18 protein-coding genes are annotated in these 21655 nt (G+C 70.8%); 8 read left to right on the top strand and 10 right to left on the bottom strand.

The window, feature by feature from the left end; genetic code table 11:
• Positions 1-176: 176 nt before the first annotated feature.
• Positions 177-1082, bottom strand: a complete 906-nt coding sequence (locus ABD793_RS13165) for a LysR family transcriptional regulator (protein ID WP_344859324.1) — start codon at positions 1080-1082, stop codon at positions 177-179.
• Between the two features lie 95 nt (positions 1083-1177).
• On the opposite strand from ABD793_RS13165, the gene ABD793_RS13170 reads away from it, so the two are divergent.
• The gene (locus ABD793_RS13170; protein WP_344859327.1) at positions 1178-2053 is read left to right on the top strand and encodes a TIGR03564 family F420-dependent LLM class oxidoreductase; all 876 of its coding nucleotides are present in this window, start codon (positions 1178-1180) and stop codon (positions 2051-2053) included.
• Positions 2054-3461: 1408 nt separating this feature from the next.
• Positions 3462-5330, top strand: coding sequence for a methyltransferase domain-containing protein (locus ABD793_RS13175; protein ID WP_344859329.1), 1869 nt, complete (start codon positions 3462-3464; stop codon positions 5328-5330).
• Positions 5331-6293: 963 nt separating this feature from the next.
• On the opposite strand, the gene ABD793_RS13180 is transcribed toward ABD793_RS13175, so the two are convergent.
• A complete protein-coding gene (locus ABD793_RS13180; protein WP_344859331.1) occupies positions 6294-6620 on the bottom strand; it encodes a putative quinol monooxygenase in 327 nt (108 codons plus the stop codon).
• A gap of 59 nt (positions 6621-6679) precedes the next feature.
• Here ABD793_RS13180 and ABD793_RS13185 point away from each other — a divergent pair, with 59 nt between their 5' ends.
• Positions 6680-7114: a MarR family winged helix-turn-helix transcriptional regulator gene (locus ABD793_RS13185; protein WP_344859333.1), complete on the top strand. Its 435-nt coding sequence runs from the start codon at positions 6680-6682 to the stop codon at positions 7112-7114.
• A 1111-nt stretch (positions 7115-8225) separates the two neighbouring features.
• Positions 8226-9209 carry a chitinase gene (locus ABD793_RS13190; RefSeq protein WP_344859335.1) on the top strand — a complete coding sequence of 328 codons (984 nt, stop codon included), beginning with the start codon at positions 8226-8228 and terminating at the stop codon, positions 9207-9209.
• Between the two features lie 48 nt (positions 9210-9257).
• On the opposite strand, the gene ABD793_RS13195 is transcribed toward ABD793_RS13190, so the two are convergent.
• The 5 genes from ABD793_RS13195 to ABD793_RS13215 form a co-directional block, all read right to left on the bottom strand.
• A complete protein-coding gene (locus tag ABD793_RS13195) occupies positions 9258-10019 on the bottom strand; it encodes an HAD family acid phosphatase (RefSeq protein WP_344859337.1) in 762 nt (253 codons plus the stop codon).
• Positions 10020-10035: 16 nt separating this feature from the next.
• On the bottom strand, positions 10036-11253 hold the full coding sequence (locus tag ABD793_RS13200) for a class I SAM-dependent methyltransferase (RefSeq protein WP_344859339.1): 1218 nt from the start codon (positions 11251-11253) through the stop codon (positions 10036-10038).
• Between the two features lies 1 nt (position 11254).
• A complete protein-coding gene (locus ABD793_RS13205; protein WP_344859341.1) occupies positions 11255-12220 on the bottom strand; it encodes a methyltransferase domain-containing protein in 966 nt (321 codons plus the stop codon).
• Positions 12217-12996 carry an enoyl-CoA hydratase/isomerase family protein gene (locus tag ABD793_RS13210; protein WP_344859343.1) on the bottom strand — a complete coding sequence of 260 codons (780 nt, stop codon included), beginning with the start codon at positions 12994-12996 and terminating at the stop codon, positions 12217-12219. Before ABD793_RS13210 ends, ABD793_RS13205 begins: the two co-directional genes overlap by 4 nt.
• Before the next feature lie 65 nt (positions 12997-13061).
• Positions 13062-13874 (bottom strand): ABC transporter ATP-binding protein, encoded by an 813-nt coding sequence (locus ABD793_RS13215; protein ID WP_344859345.1) that lies wholly within the window; start codon positions 13872-13874, stop codon positions 13062-13064.
• Between the two features lie 344 nt (positions 13875-14218).
• On the opposite strand from ABD793_RS13215, the gene ABD793_RS13220 reads away from it, so the two are divergent.
• Positions 14219-14761, top strand: a complete 543-nt coding sequence (locus tag ABD793_RS13220) for a cysteine dioxygenase (RefSeq protein ID WP_344859347.1) — start codon at positions 14219-14221, stop codon at positions 14759-14761.
• Positions 14761-15156 (top strand): rhodanese-like domain-containing protein, encoded by a 396-nt coding sequence (locus ABD793_RS13225; protein ID WP_344859349.1) that lies wholly within the window; start codon positions 14761-14763, stop codon positions 15154-15156. The genes ABD793_RS13220 and ABD793_RS13225 overlap by 1 nt, the downstream gene beginning before the upstream one ends.
• A gap of 212 nt (positions 15157-15368) precedes the next feature.
• On the opposite strand, the gene glgP is transcribed toward ABD793_RS13225, so the two are convergent.
• Positions 15369-17912 carry an alpha-glucan family phosphorylase gene (gene glgP / locus ABD793_RS13230; RefSeq protein WP_344859352.1) on the bottom strand — a complete coding sequence of 848 codons (2544 nt, stop codon included), beginning with the start codon at positions 17910-17912 and terminating at the stop codon, positions 15369-15371.
• 130 nt (positions 17913-18042) lie between these two features.
• Between glgP and ABD793_RS13235 the strand changes: the two genes are divergently transcribed.
• Entirely contained in the window at positions 18043-19491 is a 1449-nt protein-coding gene (locus ABD793_RS13235) for a neutral zinc metallopeptidase (RefSeq protein WP_344859354.1), read from the top strand.
• An 81-nt stretch (positions 19492-19572) separates the two neighbouring features.
• Here the strand turns inward: ABD793_RS13235 and ABD793_RS13240 are convergent, their stop codons facing one another.
• Positions 19573-20544, bottom strand: coding sequence for a tetratricopeptide repeat protein (locus tag ABD793_RS13240; protein WP_344859356.1), 972 nt, complete (start codon positions 20542-20544; stop codon positions 19573-19575).
• A 117-nt stretch (positions 20545-20661) separates the two neighbouring features.
• On the opposite strand from ABD793_RS13240, the gene ABD793_RS13245 reads away from it, so the two are divergent.
• The gene (locus ABD793_RS13245; protein WP_344859360.1) at positions 20662-21069 is read left to right on the top strand and encodes a hypothetical protein; all 408 of its coding nucleotides are present in this window, start codon (positions 20662-20664) and stop codon (positions 21067-21069) included.
• A gap of 199 nt (positions 21070-21268) precedes the next feature.
• On the opposite strand, the gene ABD793_RS13250 is transcribed toward ABD793_RS13245, so the two are convergent.
• Entirely contained in the window at positions 21269-21571 is a 303-nt protein-coding gene (locus ABD793_RS13250; RefSeq protein WP_344859362.1) for a thiamine-binding protein, read from the bottom strand.
• Positions 21572-21655: the final 84 nt, after the last annotated feature.

A 21655-nucleotide genomic window follows, 5' to 3' on the forward strand; every position in this document is an offset into this window, starting at 1 on the left:
ACGGCAGTTGCCAACGACCCGTTCCCCACCGACCACGGCAGTTGCCAACGACCCGTTCCCCACCGACCACGGCAGTTGCCAACGACCCGTTCCCCACCGACCACGGCAGTTGCCAACGACCCGTTCCCCACCGACCACGGCAGTTGCCAACGACCCGTTCCGACCAGACGCGGCGGTTACGAGCGGCTGATCGCGTCCGGGATCGGGTGCGCCGGATCGGCCGTGTCGCGGAAGGCGTCGGTGACCAGGCTCAGGCACAGGTCGGGGCTGCCGTCCTCGGGGACGAGCACGGCACCGCGGATCTCCAGTGGCGGGTCGAGCGGGAGGGCGCGCACGCCGTCGGCGGTGCTGCTCGTCTGGCCGGCCGGGAGCAAGGCCCAGGTGGACCAGTTCGCGCTCAGCTCGACCATGGTGTCCTCGATGGTGCCCAGCGGCCGGCCGCGGGGTGCGGTGAAACCGGCATCGTGCAAGGCTTTCGTCACCGCTTCGTGCAGCGGCGGGTCCGCTCGTGGCGAAGGGACCCGCAGCACGTCGTTCGCCAGGTCACTCAGCCGCACCGAGGTGCGGTTCGCCGCCGGATGGCGAGTGGAGATCACGGCGTGCAGCGGCTCGATCCACGCAGGCAACACCCGTAGACCTGCTGCTTCGGTGACACCGCGGGCCAATGCGAGGTCGAGCTCACCGCGGCGCAGCGCGGCAAGCCGATCGGGCAACGGGAGGTCCACGAGAACAGCTTCGAACGACGGGGTCCGGCGGCGCAGGGCGTCGATCCCCCGCTGCAAACGGGCGGTCAAACCCGGCGCAGTGCCGATCCGGACCGCGCCGGTGGACGTTCCGGCGGCAAGTCGTACCCGGTCGGCGGCCAGCAGCGCGTCGCGGGCCGCGGCGAGTACCCGGTTGCCCGCCTCGGTGAGCCGGACCGTGCGGGGCGAACGGTCCAGCAGCCGCACCCCGAGTTCGCGCTCGAGCCGGGCGATCTGCTGGCTGACCGCAGGCTGCACGATGTGCAGACGCTCCGCGGCGCGGCCGAAATGCAGCTCCTCGGCGACCGCGACGAAGTACCGCAACGCCCGCAGTTCCATGGGTTCCTCCTTGACCTGCAATGATCAGAATACGTGATCGCTGCGGAGACAAACCGCGTCTCGACCAGTGGACCGGTACGGGCTGAACTGGCTGTATGCGGATCGGAACACACCTCATCACCGCCGGCACGGCCGGTTTCGACCAGTTGCGCGACGAAGCGGCGGCGGTCGCGGCGCGCGAGCTCGACAGCGCCTGGACCAATCAGCAACCCGGCGGCTGGGACCCACTGACGATATTGCCGCTTTTCGGCGACGGTCCCGCTGAACTGGGCACGGCTGTCGTGCCGACGTACCCCCGGCACCCCGTCGCGCTGGCCACCGAGGCGCTCACCGTGCAGAAAATGACCGGCGGACGGCTCACACTGGGTATCGGACCGGGCCACGAAGCGGTGATTTCGGGCTGGTGGGGACTGCCGTACACGGCACCCGCGCGACACACCCGGGAGTACCTGGAAGTGCTGCGGCCGTTGCTGCGTGGTGAGCACGTGAAGTACTCCGGGGAGTTCTTCACCGTCGACGACCAGCTGGCCTTGCCCGCGACGCCGCCGCCGGTGCTCGTCGCCGCGCTCGGGCCACGAATGCTGGAGGTGACGCGGGATCTCGCGGACGGCACCATAGCCGTGTGGGTCCGACCGGACACCGTCGCGGACTACCTGGTCCCCCGCCTCGGCGACGGCGCGCGGGTGGCCGTGATGGTGATGGTCTCGGTGACCACTGACCCGGACGCCACCCGAACCGAGGTTGCCCAGCGGTACAACGTGGCCAACGAACTGCCGGCATACCGCGCGATGCTCGACCGAGGCGGCCTGGACGGCCCCGCGGACACCGTCGTCGCCGGCGACGAAACAACCGTACTGCGCGAACTGGCCCGCTTCCGCGACGCAGGAGTAACCGACCTGGTGGTAACCCCATTGGGAGACCACACAGCCCGCGAGCGGACATTGGACGCACTCACCCAGCTTCAACGCTGAAGCACACACGGGACTTCGCCGCTGAACGGCAACGGCCCGGACACCGGCCCGGTCAGAGTGGGCCGGGGCTCGGCGAGCTTGGGCCCGTCGGGTCGAGGGGTGGTGTGGGGTCGGTGGGTTGGGGTCGGGGGATTGAGGGGCGCGGGTCGGTGATTGGAGGGGCACCGGTCGGTAGGCTTGCGGCTGGCGGATCGAGAGGCGCGGGTCGGTCGAGGCTCGGCCAGCCGAGGGGGGGCACAGATCGGTCGGTCGAAACCCTGCGGGCCGAGGAATTCGACCGTCAGGCAGACAGACGGGCCGGTTGGGCAGCTCGGCAGACAGACGGGTGGCCGCACTGAGGAGCGCCGATCGCTGCCCGACAGTCCCGATCGTCCCGACAGTCCCGGTCCTCCCGGCAGTCCCGGCAGTCCCGGTCCTCCCGGCAGTCCCGGTCGGTCTTCCGGCACCCGGTTATCCCGCTCGGCCTCCTGCCGGTCCAGCGCTCCTGCCGGCCCCGTCGATCTTCCTGGCCATCCCGGCCGTGCTACCGGCTGGCCATCCCGGCCGTGCTGCCGGTCCCAGCCGTGCCGGCAGTCCCCATTCGGGCCGGCCGCTCCGGTGGTCCCCAATCGACTCGGCCGTGCTGGCAGCCGCAGTCGTCCCAGTCCTCAGTCGACCCGGCCACGCGGGAGGTCCCGGCGATCCTGCAGTCCCGATCGGCTCGGTCGCACCAGCGGACCCAGCCGTGCCTACGACCCCGATGGTGCCGGCAAGTCCCCAGCCGCCCCGGCCACGCCGGAAGTCCGGCGATCCTGCAGTCCCGATCGACTCGGTTGTGCTCGCAGTCCCAGTCGTGCCGGTGGTTCGGGTAGTGACCGACAGTCGCGGCAGTTCGAGTCGTCTCGGTCGTCCCGGCGGTCGGGACGGTGCCTGGCGGCGATGTGCAGTCCCGGGGGCCGGGCGCGTCGGGAGAGTTTCCGTCGCGTCGCTGGACCGGGGCGTTCGGAAGGGTCGCCGTCGTCGGGTTCTTTCGATCGTCACTGTGTGGTGGCTGCGGTCGTGTGAGCGGGCCACTTGGTCCGAAGTGGACCGTCTTGTATGCACACTTCGATACGCGTTGTGCTGACAACGGCATATTACGGGCCGCTCGCACCATCGGCTCATGCAACCACCTGGCGTCGTCGTCTCGCGCGACAAAACTTCACCGCCGTCTCGCGCGAGTGAGTCTCCACGGGTCGGTGGGGCGGGTGGCGGCTGCGGTCTGTCGGCGTTTCACCGAACCGGGGTGGTCCAAGCAACTGACGGCCGTGCGGAGCACTCTTCCCGGCGTCCGGCCGTAGCGACGTCTTTGCTGTTTCTGCAAATCTCTTTGCCAGGTTGCCCGGTACCTCGGATAGTCCACAGGGGACGACGAAATCTGGAGGAACCTGTGGATGAGAAGTACGACGTCGTGGTGGTCGGCGGCGGTGCAGCGGGGCTGAGTGGAGCGGTCGCGCTCGCCCGGTCGCGGCGGTCGGTGCTGGTGATCGACTCCGGAGAACCGCGCAACGCGCCGGCCGGGCATGTGCACAACTACCTGGGCCGTGAGAGCACACCACCGGCCGAGCTGCTCGCCGCCGGACGGGCCGAGCTTGCCGGGTACGGCGGTGAAGTGGTGAACGGGACCGTCACGTCCGTCAGCCGGTCCGCCGACTGCGAATCCGCCGACGGTCGGGTCGACGGCAGCCAGGTGGACGGCGTCCGGATCGACGACGGCCGGGCCAACGGCGATCGGGCCAACGACGATCGGGCCAACGACGATCGGGCCAACGGCAACCGGGTCGACAGCGGCCGGGTCGACGGCGGCCGGGTCGACGGCGATCGGGCCAACGACGGCCGGGTCGACGACGGCCGAGCCAACGACGAGCGGGTCGACGGCGGATTCGCGATCGAGCTGGCGGACGGTCGCGCTGTCCGGGCCCGCCGGGTCTTGGTGGCGACGGGGTTGAAGGACGAGTTGCCCGAGGTGGCCGGTCTCGAACGGCGGTGGGGCCGCGACGTGCTGCACTGCCCCTACTGTCACGGCTGGGAGGCGCGCGACCGGGCCGTCGGCGTGCTCGCGACCAGCCCGATGAGCCTGCACCAGGCACAGATGTGGCGGCAGCTGAGCAGCGATGTGGTCGTTTTCCGGCACACTGCGGCCGAGTTCGGCGCCGAGCAGCGCACGGAACTGGCGGCGCGCGGCATCCGGGTCGTGGAAGGCGTGGTGACCGGGCTCGAGATCGAGGACGATCAGCTCACCGGGCTCCGGTTGGACTCCGGTGAGGTGGTGCCGCGTGAGGTGCTGGTGGTCGCACCGCGGTTCATCGCACGGGCAGAGGCACTGGCGCCGCTCGGACTGGTGCCGGAGCGGGTGGAGATGAACGGGTATCTGCTCGGCACGTCCGTGCCCGTCGGCGAAGCGGGTGCCACCACGGTGCCGGGGGTGTGGCTGGCCGGGAACGTGGTCGACATGCGTGCGCAGGTCTCGGTTTCCGCGAGCGCCGGGCTCACAGCTGGGGCGGCGATCAACGCGGATCTGATCAACGAAGAGGTCGCGGAGGCCGTACGCCGCAGTGGCGAACCGTTTTCGCACCGGACCGAACGTGCGGTCGCTGCTGGCGTCGGCGGGCGTCGACAGCACGAAGCATCCGCGGAGCACGGGAAGCCGCCGATCGACCAGGAATCCTGGGAAGCGCGTTACCTCTCGCGGCCGGAAATCTGGAGTGGACAACCGAATGCACAGCTGGTCGCCGAAGCCGCCGGGCTGATCCCCGGGCGCGCGCTGGAGGCCGGCTGCGGCGAGGGTGGCGACGCGCTGTGGCTCGCGCAGCAGGGTTGGCAGGTCACCGCCGTCGACTTTTCCGCGACGGCCGTCGAACGCGGTCGGGCACAGGCCGAGCGGCTCGGCGTGGGCGACCGGATCGAATGGGTCGTCACCGATCTGACGACCTGGGTACCCGACCGGAAGTTCGACCTCGTCACCACGCACTTCCTGCACATCCCCGCAACTGATCGAGTGCCGCTTTTCACGCGGTTGGCGGATTCCGTCGCACCTCGCGGCACACTGCTCGTGGTCGGCCACCACCCGGCGGACGTGGCGTCCGCGGCCGGCCGTCCGGACATGACCGACCTGCTCTTCACCGCCGAAGAGGTAGCCGAAACCCTGGACGGTTCATGGGATTCCGCAGTACCCGACGCCCGCGAGCGGACAACGGTCGGCCCGGAGGGGCAGGAAGTGTCCATTCGCGACACCGTGCTGGTGGCACGGCGGCGGTGACCCGTCGGCCGTGCCCGCGCCCGGCGCGCAGTGACCGCCGGACGGTGGCCAGCACCGGGTGCACAGCGGTCGGGTCGACACCGGGTGCTCGGCAGCTCCCGGACAGGACGAGCGGCGGTCGGAGTCGGCACTGGCCAGGGCGCGGTCGCAGACGGACGAGCGGCAGTCCGCGGGGCGACCAGGAGCGGGAGCAGCGGTGGCACAAGCGACTGCCGGGTCAGCACCGGCCGCGCCATGGGAGAACGATCAACAGTCGCGTCAGCACCAACCAGACAACGACCACAAGACGACCCAAGCGACTGCCGGGTCAGCACCGGTCGGATCGCGGGAGCGGGCGAACGAGCGGCAGTCCGCGAGGCGGCCGGGAGCGGGAGCAGCGGTCGTGGCGGCACGGTCCCGCAACGTGGGGCCGGTGGCGGTCGGGTCAGCAACGGCAGCGCGACAACCGCCAAGCGGCGCGAGCGGTGGTCGGCACCAGATACACAACGGTCACAAAGTGCGACCACCACGGCACCGACCATGCGACCACCGCATGGACGAACGGCGATCGAGTCAGCAACGGCAGCGCGACAACCGCCAAGCGGCGCGAGCGGCGGTCGGCACCAGATGCACAACGGTCACAAGGTGCGACCGCCGCGTGGACGAGCGGCGATCGGGTCGGCAACGGCAGCGCGACAACCGCCAAGCGGCGCGAGCGGCGGTCGGCACCAGATACACAACGGTCACAAAGTGCGACCACCGCGGCACCGACCGTGCGACCGCCGCGTGGACGAGCGGCGATCGAGTCGGCAACGGCAGCGCGACGACCATGGGGCGACCGAGCGGTGGTCGGCGCCCGGGGCGAGAGGGGACGCGAGCGGGCCGGTGGTCACCGCGGCGTGGGACGCCACCGGTTCGCGGTGGCGGCGGGTCCGTTTTTCCGCCGGGTGGGCAGCGTCTGCTACTGGTCGACGGTTGCGGTGCTCAGGTGTGGTGGATCGACTCGACTGTGTACACGTGGGGGTCGAAAGTGGCCAGCGCGGCGGCTTCGGACATGTGCTCGCGGCATTCCGGGTCGTCGAGCATGGCCTGGTAGGCGTCGGTGCTGGACCACTGTGCGTAGTTCAGCACGCGGGTGCCGTCGGTGCTTGCGTGGATGTTTGCGGAGATGAAGCCCTCTCGGTACTGCATCACCTTCTGGGTGGCGCCGGTCAGGATCTCCACCAGTTCGCGTTGGCGCGCCGGGTCGACGGTGAAGACGTTCACCAGGGTGGTCAGCTCGGCGTGCGGCGCGATGGTCGTGCTGGGCATGGGTTCCGGCTCCTTTATGACAGGTTCCTTACATGGACAGTATGTGTAAGGTTCCTGTCATGAGTCAAGTCGGCACACTTGATCGGCCTGGGTACCTCCTGAAGCGGGCACAGCTGGCGCTGCGGCAGGCGTGCGACGAGCAGCTGCGACCACTCGGGCTGTCGATGTCGCAGTACGCGGTCCTGCAGGCATTGGACGAGCAGCCCGGGGCTTCGTCCGCTGAGTTGGCGCGACGGTGCTTCGTCACGCGACAGTCATTGCGCGACGTGCTCAGTGGACTGAAGACCGCGGGACTTGTCACGGTCGCCACCGAAACGTCCGGAGGACGCGCACGACCGGTGACGCTGACTTCTTCCGGCGAAGGCCACCTCGAAGCCGCGCACACGGTGGTCGGTGAGGTCGAGGAACGGATGCTGACCGGACTCACCGGCACCCAGCGACGCCAGCTGGCCGACTTGCTGTGGGCGTGCACGGAGAACCTCGGGCAACACTGAGCACGGACGTCGACCCGGGATCGGATGGCCAAAGGCGCGAACGGCATCGGGGTCGAGCGCGCTGGAGCCATGCGACATCCGGAGAGGCCACCGTGGCCCGCGAGCCGGCAGTCCCGCCGGCCACGGCTCACTGCCCATGACTCACCACTGATCACGGGCCACGGGTCACGAGCTGCTGGCCACGACTCACGGCCCGCAGATCACCAGGCGCGGGCCACAGGCCACAAGTCACCAGCCACGGGTCATGGGCCGCGGGGCACGAGCCGCGGGCGACGGGCAACGCCGTACGGCTCGCAGACCACAAGGCGCGAGCCACGGGTCGCAAGCCACAGACCACGGGCCACGAGCCACGGGTCACGAGCCACGGTCATGGGTCACGAGCCACGGGTCATGGGTCATGGGTCATGGGTCATGGGTCGCGGGGCACGGGCACGGGCACGGGCACGGGCACGGACAACGGCGCACAGGTCTCAGGTCGCGAGCCACCGGGGCGTGGGGCATGAGGGCACGACTCGCAGGTCGCAGATCGCGAGCCACGGGTTACGGGCGGCCGCAGATCGCAAAGTCACGGGCGCGGGGCGCGGGGCGCGGATCGCGAGTCGGGGGCGCGGGCGCGGGTCCGGGGGCGCGGGCGCGGGGCGCGGGGCGCGGGGCGCCACGACTCGCGAGTTCGCGGGCCATGGGGCAACTGCTCGCGGACTGCGACTCCGCGTTTCACCGGCTCCGCAGTCTGCGGTTTGCCGCCTGCCAACCCACGGTTCACAGCTGTCGCCCGCGGCACCGGAATCCACCTGCCACGACCACAGACCATCGGCCCGCCACGGGCACGGGCACGGGCACGGGCACGGGCACGGGCACGGGCACGGGCACGGGCACGGGCACGGGCACGGGCACGAAAGCATCGGCCGGACACCTGCCCCGCGTCGAGGTGAATGGGGGGTAATGCCTCAAATCGGAGGATTTCCGGGAAATCCTCGGTCATTCCGGCCGAGCGGGGGCGTAGAAGCAACGATTGGCATCCGAATGGCGTATGGCCACCATCACCCTATTGGTCTATACCATTTGGACAGGGTTGTGCGCTCTCCGAATCCCCGCTGTGGAGGTTTTCCCGATGAAGGTTCCCTCGTTTCGAAGGCTGGCCGGTGTGGTTGGTGCGCTGGTGGCTGGTGGTGCCGGGCTCGTGGTGCCGCATGGTGTCGCGGTTGCCGATGCCGGGGCGCCGTTGCCGGTTGCGCCTTACGTTGACATGGGGGCCTGGCCGACGCCGGTGATCTCCGATATGGCTGCCCAAGGCGGCGTCAAAGGGTTCACGCTCGGGTTCGTCACCTCGGCCGGCTGCAAGGCCAGCTGGTTCAACTCCTACGACCCGCGTGCCGGTTGGCAGGCGGACGAGATCGCCAAGATCCGGGACGGCGGGGGTGACGTGAAGGTGTCCTTCGGCGGCGCATCCGGGATCGAGCTCGCCCAGGCCTGTACCGACGTCTCCGCGCTCGTGGCGGAGTACGACGCGGTCGTGAAGGCCTACGGGCTCAAGTATGTCGACTTCGACATCGAGGGTGCCGCGGTCGCCGACACCGCCACCGTGCAACGGCGGTCGGCGGCACTCAAGCAGGTACAGGCCGACAATCCGGGGCTCAAGATCTCACTCACGCTGCCGGTGCTGCCGGACGGGCTGACCTCCGACGGGCTCGCCGTGGTCAACGAGGCCAAGGCTGCGGGAGTGGACCTCGACCTGGTCAACGTCATGGCGATGGACTACTACCAGGGCGATGCAGACCAGGGGGCGAAGGCGATCTCCGCGGCGAAGGCCACCCAGGCGCAGCTCAAGTCCGCGCTCGGACTGTCCGATGAGGACGCCTGGAAGAAGCTGGGCGTCACCCCGATGCTGGGCGTGAACGACTCGCAGAACGAGATCTTCTACCAGAAGGACGCCACGGCGCTGGTGGACTTCGCCAAGAGCGTGCACCTTGGCATGCTGTCGCTCTGGGAGACCGGCCGCGACGCCAACGCCTGCACCGGCGCGCTGTACCGCTGCACCAACATCTCCCAGCAGCCGTACGAGTTCTCCAAGATCTTCGCCGGCTACAACGGATGACGCCGGCCGCCGCCCGGGTCCGAAGTGGACTCGGGCGGCGGTGGCGGCTCAGGGCAGGTAGTACATCGGGTTCGGCAGCTTCACCGGGTGGTCCGCGTAGCCGCCTTCCAGATCACTGAACTGATCACCCAGGTTGAGCACGATGTCCGCGCCGGTCGCCTCGATGTGCGCCCGCGTGCCCGACTTGTACTGCACGGTGGTGCAGTCCAGGCCGCACGGCAGATAGTCCGGCGCGGAGTCGGTCGGCTTGAAGAACGCGTCGGCAGGCGCCGGATAGCCCTCGTTCGCCAGGTTCTTCAGCGACTGCGGGCCCTGCGGCACGGTCCGGCCGGTGAGGAAGTAGACCTTCACCCCGCGCTGCGCCGCCCAGTTCGTGAGCTCCAGCACCGGCTGGTTGGCGGTGAACGTCCCGTCGTCGATCGCCTGCTGCTGCTTCACCGGGTCGAAGCCGAAGTCGTTGTCCGCCTCCCAGCCGTAGGTGACCTCCGACGTGTCGTCGACGTCGAGCACGATCGCCGGGTTCTTCACCCGGCCCAGCTGCTGGGCCAGCTGCCGTTTGGCGTCGGCGACGACCCGCTTGGTGTCGGCGACGAACCGGCTCGTGTCGGAGTAGTGGTGCTTGCCCGACGCGTCGAGGTAGTCGCCGTAGTACGCCTTGACGTCGTTCTTCACCTGGCCGATGTTGGCCGGTTCACGGCCGTGCGCGGCGGTCACCTCGTCCGAGCCGGCGAGGGCGGTCGCACCACCTGCCACGGTGGCTCCGACGGCCGCGGCTGCGGCGAGCTTGACGAGAGCGGGAAAACGGGACACGGCAACCCTCCAGTGACTATTCCGAACCCGCAGAACCTACGCCGGGCGACCCGGGTTGGAAACCCTCCGATGGGATGCGTTCGCTGCGGCACACGAACGCGACCGGCGACCGGCCGATCCGCGTCAGCACCACAGTGGACTCTTCGTGACCACGTGGTTTCAACCTGCGACGCAAGGCATCCGGGTCCACGTCGAGTCCCCGCACCAGGATCTCCAGCCGCCCGACGCCCAGCCTTCGCAGCACCGCGCCGAGCGGCTTCTCACGGTAGGGCAGCTGTTCCAGAACACGGAAGGCGCGCACACCCGGCGGCGGGGCGTCCCCGGTGAGGTAGGCGATGCGTTCGTCCAGCTGCCACAGTCCGTGCCGGGCCGCGTAATGGCGTACGAGCCCGGCGCGCACCACGGCGCCGTCCGGGTCCACAAGCCACTCTCCCGCCGCTTTCGCCGGCACCTCGTCCGGCTCGGCGTCGGTCAGCGTCCACTGTGCACCGTCCGAACGCAACACGGTCGCACGTCGCGTCACGCCGGTGGAGAGGCCACGCCAGAGGCACGCCTCGCGCACCTGCCCGTCGAGCGAGACCAGCTCCACTTCCTCAGCCCACGGCGCGATGGCGAAGTCCATCCCCGGCGCGCATTTCACCGACAACACCCGGCCGGGATAGGCCGTCACCAGCTCGTCGAGCGGGGGCAGGAAGTCCGCAGGCCGCCACACCCGGCGCCCGGCGGAGTCCCGGCGGGCCGGATCGGCCACCACCGCGGCATCCCGGGACACCGGCCGCAGTGCGTCGGCCCGGCTCACCAGCGGCGCGACTCCGGCCACGGAGGCGTTGTGCTGCGCCATTTCCAGCCGCACCGGGTCCACATCGGACCCCAGGACGGCCGGTGCGGCGCGGGACAGCTCCACGAGATCGGCCCCGACCGAACAGGTGACGTCGTGCACGGCGAGCCCGGCCAGCCGACGCGCACGGTGGCGCGCGACCGGCGTGGCACTCGCCTGCTGAAGTGCGTCGGAGGTGAATAGCCACTCGCCCGAGTCCACGATCTTCGCCACGGACTTCCGGCGCAGCGCAACAGTTTCCAGCACAGCGGCAGCATGGCGCTCGCCTACCGCACGCCGCGCCGCGGCAACGTCGGCGACCCGCGAAGCGTCCAGCTCGGCGCATCCGGCGAGCGCCGCTCTTCCTGCGGCAGAGCGCAGGAAGGCGACGTCGTCGAGGGTGAACCCGTAGGCCAACTCAGGAAGGCCGTTTGGTCCCGGTGATCATCACGTTGTAGAACAGCTCCCGCGGCAGCACCTTGGCCAGCACCAACTTGTCCAAAGCGGACAGCCGCAGCCACAGGCGGTAGGCGAACAGCCGCCAGCGCACGGTGAGCTTTTCCTGCGGCACGGCCGCTTCGAACGTGCGGATCGGCCAGCCTGCCAGTGCGGCGGAGAACTCCTCGGTGACCGCGCGCACGTCCTGTGCCCCGGCCCCGCGAGCCATCGCCTCCAGCTCCGACGGGTCGAACGTGTGGATGTCGACCACCGCTTCCAGCGCCGCCGCCCGCGACGACTCGTCCAATTCGGACTGCGGACGCCGCCAGCCGCTGAGCACCGGCAGTTTGGTGACGTTCGTGGTCAGGTACCAGGTGAGCTGGCCGAGCCTGCGTGCGTACCGGTCGCCGACCTTCGTCGGCTCACCGGCGAACACGAACCGCCCACCCGGCTTGAGCACCCGCAGCACCTCGCCGAACGCCTGCCGCACGTCCGGGATGTGGTGCAGCACCGCGTGCCCGACCACGAGGTCGAAGGTGTTGTCCTCGTACGGGATCCGCTCCGCGTCGGCGACCCGGCCGTCGACGTCGAGGCCGAGGTTCTCCGCATTGCGCAACGCGACCTGCACCATGCCCGGCGACAGGTCGGTGACCGAACCCTTCTTCGCGACCCCGCCCTGCATCAGGTTCAGCAGGAAGAACCCGGTGCCGCTGCCCAGCTCCATGGCGTGCGAATAGGGCTGGCCGTCCTCACCGGCCACCGCGGTGAACACGTCGCTGGCATAGGAGATGCAGCGCTCGTCGTAGGAGATCGACCACTTCTCGTCGTAGGTGCCTGCTTCCCAGTCGTGGTATAGGACGTTCGCGAGCTTCGGATCGTCGTAGGCCGCCTTGACCTCGTCGGCGGTGGCGTGCGGGTGCGGCGCCGGGTCGGTCACGCCGGTCACTTCCCCTCGAAGGTGGCCTTGCCCGGACCGTTGTCGATGAACGACTGCATCCCGTTCCGCTGGTCCTCGGTCGCCCACAGCGCGGTGAACAGCTGCGTCTCGATCTTCAGGCCGGTGGCGAGGTCCACGTCGAGACCGGAGTCGATGGCCGCCTTCGCGGCGCGAAGCGCCACCGCGGGACCGTTCGCGAACTGCGCGGCCCACTTGTGCGCCGCGGCGTACACGTCGTCCGGCGCCACGACCTCGTCCAGAATGCCCAGCTTCAGCGCCTCTTCGGCCTTCACGAACCGGCCGGTGTAGATCAGGTCCTTGGCCTTGCTCGGGCCGATCAGCCGCGCGAGCCGCTGGGTGCCGCCTGCGCCGGGGATGATGCCGAGCTGGATCTCCGGCTGGCCGACCTTCACGTTGTCGCCCGCCACCCGCCAGTCCGCGGTGAGCGCCAGCTCGAGGCCGCCGCCGAGGGCGTACCCGGTGATCGCGGCGACGACCGGTTTCGGGATGTTCGCGATCCGCGCGAGCGACGCGGTGAGCTCCGCGCCGAACTTGGCGATCTCCGGGTACGTGCGGGCTGCCATCTCCTTGATGTCCGCACCACCGGCGAAGGTCTTCTCCCCGCCGAAAAGGACCACCGCGCGCACGTCGTCGCGGTCGGACGCCTCCCCGGCCGCCTCGGCGAGCTCGGCCTGCACCTGGGCGTTCAGTGCGTTGACCGGCGGCCGGTCCAGCCGGATCGTGCCGACCCCGCCCTCGACCTCCAGGGTTACGAACTCTCCCACGCGTCTCCTCCTCGTTGACGGCGCTGACCACACTGCCAGCAGGCTACCGACCGGTACGCCCAAACCTACCTTCGGCGGGCGAAGAACCGCTCCCCCGAGCGCTCCAGCACCAGGTCCTGGTCGAAGGTCTTGGACAGGTTCGCACTCGTGATCACGTCGTCCACCAGGCCGGACACCACCGCACCGCCCTCGCGCAGCAGCAGCGCGTGGGTGAAGCCCGGCGGGATCTCCTCCACATGGTGGGTGACCAGGACGATCGCGGGCGCGTCCGGATCCAGTGCGAGTGCCGACAACCGGGCCACGAGGTCCTCCCGGCCGCCGAGGTCGAGGCCCGCGGCAGGCTCGTCGAGCAGCAGCAGCTCCGGATCGGTCATCAGCGAACGGGCGATCAGCACCCGCTTGCGCTCGCCCTCGCTCAACGTGCCGTAGGTGCGCTCGGCCAGGTGCGCGATACCGAGCGTGCCGAGCAGTTCGGCGGCGCGGTCCAGGTCCAGCGCGTCGTAGGCCTCACGCCAGCGGCCGACGACCGCGTACCCCGCGCTGACCACGACGTCGCGCACCAGCTCTTCGCCGGGCACCCGCTGGGCGATCGCGGCGGAGGTGAAGCCGATGCGCGGGCGCAGGTCGAAGACGTTCACCCGGCCGATGCGTTCGCCGAGCAGGTCGACCGCGCCGGAGGTGGGGTGCAGCTCGGCGGCGGCCAGCCGCAGCAGGGTGGTCTTGCCCGCGCCGTTCGGGCCGAGCACCACCCATCGCTCGTCCAGCTCGACCGACCAGTCGAGGTCCGCGAGAAGGTCGTTACCGGTGCGACGGACGCCGACACCGGACATCCGCACCACCAGGTCGTCAGGGTCGCTGGGCAGGATCGGCTCGCTCACGCGCCCATTGTGGCGGCCCGCGCGCACCCGTGCGCACCCGCCCGGGGTAAGCCGGGGTGCGCACGGACGGCCGCGGCGCTTTGTGCGGAATGACTCGCGAATGCCGGTCCAGCGGGTGGGACATCGCGGCGCTCGCGGCGCCGCTGTGGCAGCATGCAGAACGTGATCGAATCCACGTCCGCCGCCCGCCCCGTCAGCCGGGGCTCGTTCTGGCGCCGGCGTGCGATCGATCTGCTCCTCGTCGCTTCCTGCGGGTGTACCGAGGCGCGACCCGCACGCTGAAGTTTTCCGCGTGCGTACGCGCTGCTGTGTCCAGCCGTCCCGCAGAACTCCAGGAGCCCGCGTTGACCACTTCGATCACCCCCTCTTCCGTCGAGACCCACCCCCAGCTCACCGATCCGCTGCTGACCGAGCTGCTGCACCCGGCACGGCTGCTGTGGACGCCGCGGGAGCTGGCCGACCTGACCCGCACCGTGACCACCGAACTGACCGCAGGCCTGCGTGACATCCTGCGCGTCGACGAGGACCAGCGCTGGTGGGCGCGGCTGGCCCTGACCGACGGCGTCGAGCTGTGGCTGCTGTCCTGGCTGCCCGGCCAGCACACCAAGCCGCACGACCACGGCGGCGCGGCCGGTTCGTTCACCGTGCTGCAGGGCGAGCTCGGCGAGGAGTACCGCTACCCCGGCGGCCCGGTGCGCCGCCGCACGCACGTGGCCGGACAGGGCATCGGCTTCGGTGCAGGCCGGGCGCACCAGGTCACCGGGATCGGCGACGAGGCTGCCGCGAGCGTGCACGCGTACTCGCCGCCGCTCGTGCCGACCAGGGAATACCGGACGCTGGCCGAGCTGCCGAACGAGATTCCCCCGCTGCCGGCGATCATCCGCTGATGACCGCCGTCGACTCGCTGCTGGCTTCCGCCCGGTCCACGCTGGACCGGGCGGATCCGGAGCGGGCCGCGGCCCTGCAGGCGGACGGCGCGCTGATCGTGGACATCCGCCCGCACGCGAACCGGGTCGCCGAGGGCGAGATCCCCGGTTCGGTGGTGATCGAACGGATCCACCTGGAATGGCGGCTGGCCCCGGACAGCGAATGGCGGCTGCCGGGCGTCACCGCGGACACCGTGGCCGTCGTGGTGTGCAACGAGGGCTACTCGTCCAGCCTCGCGGCGGCCGACCTGCAACGACTCGGCCTGCCCGGGGCGACCGACCTGACCGGCGGTTTCCGGGCCTGGGCCGCGGCGGGGCAGCCGGTGCGCCCCGGCGGTTCCCCTGCGGTGCCCTGACGGGTCCGGGACGCACTTCCCGAACCCGGGCGAACCGCAACCGGATGCCGACGGGCCGGCTTCGCGCTCCCGGAAAATCCGGTTCCCGGTAGTTCCGCGGCACGCAGCCGGTCCAGGACCGCAGCACTGCGGGCGACACCCCGATGCCCCCGGTCGATCTCGACGTTCCGGCGTCCCCGAGGCCGAACCGGCCAACGGGACCGCACCCCGGATCAGGCGAGTACCACCCGTGCCAGTTCGGCCGGGCTGGCCAGCAGTGGGTGCTTCGGCAGCACCCGCACCGTGTAGCCGACCGAACCCGCCCTGGGCAGGCGCAGTTTCGCGGCGAACGCGCCGATACCGTCCTCCCGCATCGGGACGTGCACCGCGTCGGTGAGTTCGTCCCCGTCGCCGACCTGGCCGACCACCGTCTGGATGTCCACTTCGGACGGGTCCAGCCCGGCGAGGTCGATCCGGGCGCGCACGGTCACCTCGGTGCCCACCACGAGCCGTTCGGTGTGGTCGTACTGCAACTCGGCGTCGAACACCCGCACGCGCGGCCAGGCGACCTCGAGCTTGGTGCGGTAGTCGGCCAGCGACAACGCGCCGCGATAGCCCTCACCGGTGGCCTCGGCGACCATCCGGGAGGCGGGCAGGTAACCCGACTCCACGTACTCGCGCACCATCCGGGACGCCTGCACGCGCGGACCGAGCGTCTCGAGCGTGTGCCACACCATGGCCAGCCAGCCGGTGGGCACGCCGTCGTCGCCGGTGTCGTAGTACAGCGGGGCGATCTGCTGGCCGAGCAGGTCGTAGAGGGCGGCGGCCTCGAGGTCGTCGCGGCGCAGCGGGTCGGTGACGCCGTCTGCGGTCGGGATGGCCCAGCCGTTGGAGCCGTCGTAGCACTCGTCCCACCAGCCGTCCCGGATGGACAGGTTGAGCCCGCCGTTGAGCGCCGACTTCATCCCCGACGTGCCACACGCCTCCAGCGGCCGCACCGGGTTGTTCAGCCACACGTCACAGCCGCGGTAGAGGTAGCGGGCCATGGACATGTCGTAGTCCGGCAGGAACACGATGCGGTGGCGCACCGCCGGATCGTCGACGAACCGCACGATCTGCTGGATCAGCTGCTTGCCGTTCTCGTCGGCCGGATGCGATTTGCCGCCGACCACGATCTGGATCGGCCGCCGCTCGTCCAGCAGCAGCGCGCGCAGCCGGTCGGGATCGCGCAGCATCAGCGTGAGCCGCTTGTACGTGGGCACCCGGCGGGCGAAACCGACGGTCAGCACGTCCGGGTCGAAGACCCGGTCGGTCCAGCCCAGCTCGAGCGCCGAGGCACCGCGCTGCATCCACGCCGCACGCACCCGGCGGCGGACCTCGCCCACCAGCTTCTCCCGCAGCTCCCGCCGCAACGCCCACAGCTGCTCGTCGCTGACGCCGTCGTGCAGCGAACTGTCCGGGGTCCGGCCCTCGTGGCCGAACTCGTCGTGGTTGCCGCCCAGCAGCGCGCTCAGCTCCCGCGCGACCCACGTCGGCCCGTGCACGCCGTTGGTGACCGAGGCGATCGGCACCTCGTCGTCGTCGAATCCGGGCCACAGCCGGGAGAACATCCGGCGGGTGACCCGGCCGTGCAGCTCGGAGACGCCGTTGGCCCGCTGGGCCAGCCGCAACCCCATGTGCGCCATGTTGAACAGGCCCGGGTTGTCCTCCGCGCCCAGCTGCAGCACGCGGCGCACGTCCACGTCGGGCACCAGCCTGCCGTCGGAGAAGTAGCGCTGCACAAGGTCGACGGGGAACCGGTCGATCCCGGCGCTCACCGGGGTGTGCGTGGTGAAGACGGTGCCCGCACGCACCGCGGGCAGCGCTTCGTCGAACGCGAGCCGGTCGGCCTGGATGATCTCCCGGGCACGCTCCAGCCCGAGGAATCCGGCGTGCCCCTCGTTGGTGTGGAACACCTTCGGCTGCGGATGCCCGGTCAGGGCGCAGAACTTGCGCACCGCGCGGAACCCGCCGATACCGGCCAGGATCTCCTGCCGGATGCGGTGGTCGGCGTCGCCGCCGTAGAGCCGGTCGGTGACCGGGCGCAGGTCCTCGGCGTTGGCGTCGATGTCGGTGTCCAGCAGCAACAGCGGGATCCGGCCGACCCTGGCCCGCCAGATCTGCGCGTGCAGCTCGCGTCCGCCGGGCATGGCGAGGCTGATCAGCACCGGCGCGCCGCGGTCGGTCACCGGCTCCAGCGGGAACGCGTTGGGGTCGATCACCGGATAGTGCTCGACCTGCCAGCCGTCCAGTGACAGGCCCTGGCGGAAGTAGCCGGACCGGTACAGCAGGCCGACGCCGACCATCGGCACGCCGAGGTCGGAGGCGGCCTTGAGGTGGTCGCCGGCGAGCACGCCGAGCCCGCCGGAGTAGTTCGGCAGCGCCTCGGTGACGCCGAACTCCATCGAGAAGTACGCGACCGCCTCCGGCAGGCCCTCGTCACTGCGCCGCTGGTACCAGCGCGGTTCGGTGAGGTAGCGCTCGAGCCCGGCCGCGGCCTCGTCCGTGCGGCGCAGGAAGTCCTCGTCCACGGCCAGCTCTTCGAGCCGTTCCGGGGGCAGCGCGGTGAGCATCCGCAGCGGATCGCGGATCTTGTCGAACAGCCCGGCGTCCATCGACGCGAACAGGTCACGGGTGGGCGGATGCCACGTCCAGCGGAGGTTGGTGGCGAGCGCGCCGAGCCCGGCGAGCGGCTCGGGCAGGCTGGCGCGAACGGTGAACCGGCGGACTGCACGCATGGTCAGGGACACTATCTGGCCGGGACCGGCCGCGCCCGTAGCCCACTTCGGGCGTTGTGCGCACCGCAGCGGTGCACGCTCGGTAGCCTCCGGGGGCCGTACGTCGACCGGGGAAGTGGAGCGAAGGAACATGAGCCGAGGGGGACGCGCACTGGCCGTGCTCGTGGTGGCAGGTCTGCTGGGGGCGGCCGCGTGCAGTACGAGCGCCGGTGGCCCGGTCACCGCGGGAGCGGGCAACGTCGCGGGATTGCCGGTGACCCACTTCGAAAGCGGCCTCAAACCCGATGCGCCGAAGCCGGACCTGCAGGTGCAGAACGCGGACGGCGGGAGTGAGGACCAGCTCGCCACCGCCGCGATCGCCGACGTGCAGGCCTACTGGTCCGGCGCGCTGCCGGAGGAATTCGGCGGCGAGAAGTTCAAGCCGGTGACCTCACTGCTGTCGTATGACTCCACCCGGGACACCGAAGAGACCGCCTGCGGCAGCGTGAAGGAACTGGTGAACGCCTTCTACTGCGCGGGCGACGATTCGGTGGCGTGGGACCGGGGGGTGCTGCTGCCGATGCTGAAGCAGCGGTTCGGCCCGATGTCGGTGGTGACCGTGCTCGCGCACGAGTTCGGGCACGCCATCCAGTACCGGCTCGGCGACCGCGCGGGAATCACCAAGAGCACGCCGACCGTGGTGAAGGAGCAGCAGGCGGACTGCTTCGCGGGCAGCTACTTCCGGTGGGTCGCGGCAGGCAAGAGCGAGTACTACCGGCTGTCCACGGCCGAAGGGCTGGACCAGGTGATGGCCGCGATGTTCTTCATCCGCGACCAGGCAGGCACCAGCGGCACCGACCGGCAGGCACACGGCACCGCGTTCGACCGCACCTTCGCGTTCCAGTCCGGGTTCACGAAGGGCCCGAAGGACTGCGCCGCGATGAACACGGAGAACGTACGGGCGCGGCTCACCGAGCGGCCGTTCGACAGCGGGGACACCGGCAAGGGCGACGAGCGGCTCGACGAGGAGACCCTGCAGCTGGTGAAGGCGAGCCTGGACGAGGCGTTCAAGGGCGCGGGCGTGACGGCCCCGCAGTTCGTGCCCGGCAGCGGGGCCTGCCCGGCAGGCGGCCCGAACACCCCGCCCACCTCGTACTGCCCGGACGACAACACCGTGCAGCTCAACCAGAACCAGCTGGAGCAGCTGGCACAACCGGTGGACCAGGAAGCCGAACAAGCGGGCAAGGAGAGCACCGGGCTCGGCGACTTCGCGGCGTTCGCGGAACTCGCTTCGCGCTACGCGATGGGGATCCAGAAGGGCGTGGGAGCGTCGATCGACAACCCGAACGCCGGCCTGCGTACCGCCTGCCTCGTGGGCGCGTGGGCGGCGTTCACGAACCGGCCCGGCGAACCGGGGAAGCCCGGACTGCGGCTGTCCGCGGGCGACCTCGACGAGGCGATCGCCGACCTGCTCCGCCCGGACGGCCTGGTGTCGGCCGACGTCGGCGGCGCCCGGCCGGACAGCGGGTTCGACCGGGTGGAGGCGCTGCGGCGGGGCTATCTCGAAGGCTCGCCGGTGTGCTCGAAGCAGTACGCCTGACGCCCGGGACCCCCGCCGACGACGGTGCGAGGGCCCCGGCTCATCCGGGACCCTCGCACCGGGCCGGTCAGGACAGCTCGGTCAGAACAGTGCGCTCGCCAGGTCCCGGCGCGCCCTGGTGACCCGCTCGTCGGCCGGGTCGAACAGGTCGAACAGGGCCACCAGGTGTTCGCGCACCCGGTTGCGGTCCGCGCCTGCGGTGCGGCGGACCGCGTCGATCAGGCGGCGGAAGGCGGCTTCCGCGTCCTGTTCGGCGACTTCCAGGTCCGCGGCCGCGAGCTGGGCGTCGAGGTTGGCCGGATCCGCGTCGGCCGTCGCACGGGCGTCCGGGTCGGCCGCCTCGGCGCGAGCGGTGAACTTGACCTGGGCCAGCGCGCTCTTGGCCAGTTCGTTGGCGGGCTCCGCGTCGAGGATGCGCTCGTAGGCGGCCTGGGCGGCGGCGAAATCGCCCCGGTCGAAGGCCTCCTCCGCCTCGGTGAAGCGCGGGTCCTCCGGCTCCTCCACCGGACCGCGGGCCTCCTCCGCGGCGCGGATACCGGGCAGCTGGTCACGCAGGGCGTCGAGCAGGGAGTTCAGCCATTTGCGGATCTCCGGCTCCGGCAGGGCGCCGGAGAACGCGTCGATCGGCTGGCCCCCGCCGATCGCCACCACGGTGGGGATCGACTGCGCGTTGAACAGCTGCGCGATGCGCGGGTTGGCGTCCACGTCGACCTTGGCCAGCACCCAGGCGCCGCCCGCCTCCTCGGCCAGCCGCTCCAGCAGCGGGCTCAGCTGCTTGCACGGGCCGCACCAGTCGGCCCACAGGTCGACGACCACGAGCTGGCTCAACGAGCGCTCGACTACGTCGGTCTGGAAGCTCGCCTCGGTCACGTCGAGTACCGCGCCCGAGGGCGGCGCGCCACCCCCGTCGGGCGCGGTGCCGTCCGGAGGCGGGGCCGTCGGCCGGTTCTGGGTCGCCTCCGACCGGGCCTTGAGCGCGGACAGATCGACCGCGCGGGACAATGCGGCGGAGAGGGCCGCCGAGTTCGCTGCAGATCCGCGTGGGTTTGTCACACCTCCATCCTGGCACGCCACACCCGTGCGGTTCAGCCGGAGCCCCGCCGTTTCGCGTTGGCGCGGAACCGCCCGGCTGGGGCATGCTTCTGCGCGGGACGACGAGGGAGGCCGTGGATGCTGAGCCGGCGCAACGCGACTGTGGCGGCTGCGGTCGGGGCGGGGGTGGCGTGGATCGCGACGATCACCACTCTCATCGCACACGAGGACGACCCGGGCGCGCCGTCCGCGCCTGCCCTGCGCGACCAGCTCACCGAGGCGTTGTCCGGCCGCGACGCGGACGCGCTCGCCGCACTGTTCGACGTCCCCGGTTCCGGAGCGACCGACCTGGCCGACGACTACGTACGCGCACTCGGCGCGGACCGGGTACGCGACCTGGCCGTCCGGCTCACCCCCGACGAACACGCCCCGACCTCCGCGGTGGTCACCGGAATCAGCGGACCCGGCACCCGGTTCACCTACCAACTGGCGGTGACCAGCACAAACGGCCGGTGGACGGTGGCCTTCACGCCACCCCTGCCCTGAGCCACCACTGCTCCGGGCCACTGCCGCTGTCCTGCTACCCCTGCGGTACTGCCCGGCAGCGCGGCGCCGAGCCACCCGCTCCGGAGCAACAACCCCGAGCCACTGTCCTGCGGCACTGCGCTGGGCCTTCGCCCCGAACTCCCCCGCCCCGAACTCCCCGCCGCGGGCCCGAGCGGCTGGCCCGGTCCGCCGGTCCCGGTCAGTCCTGCCGCAGGTGCGCCTCGACGCGGTCCACCTTTGCGGTCAGCTGGCCCTCGTAGCCGGGCCGGATGTCCGCCTTGAGCACCAGACCGACCCGCGCGGACCCCTCCCCCGCGGCTGCCACGGCCTGCTTCACGACGTCCATCACCTCGTCCCACTCGCCTTCCACGTTGGTGAACATCGAGTTGGTCGAGTTGGGCAGGCCGCTGTCGCGCACCACCCGCACCGCTCGTGCGACGGCCTCGCTCACCCCGCCGTCCTGGTCACCGCCGGACGGGCTCACGCTGAACGCGACGATCATGGTTCGGTCCTTTCGCCGGAGGGATTTCGTACTGCTGAGCAGGGCGATCACCGGGTCCGGGATACCCGCTGGTAGCTTCGCGTG

The organism is Amycolatopsis ultiminotia, from assembly GCF_039536925.1.
Classification (GTDB): Bacteria; Actinomycetota; Actinomycetes; order Mycobacteriales; family Pseudonocardiaceae; genus Amycolatopsis; species Amycolatopsis ultiminotia.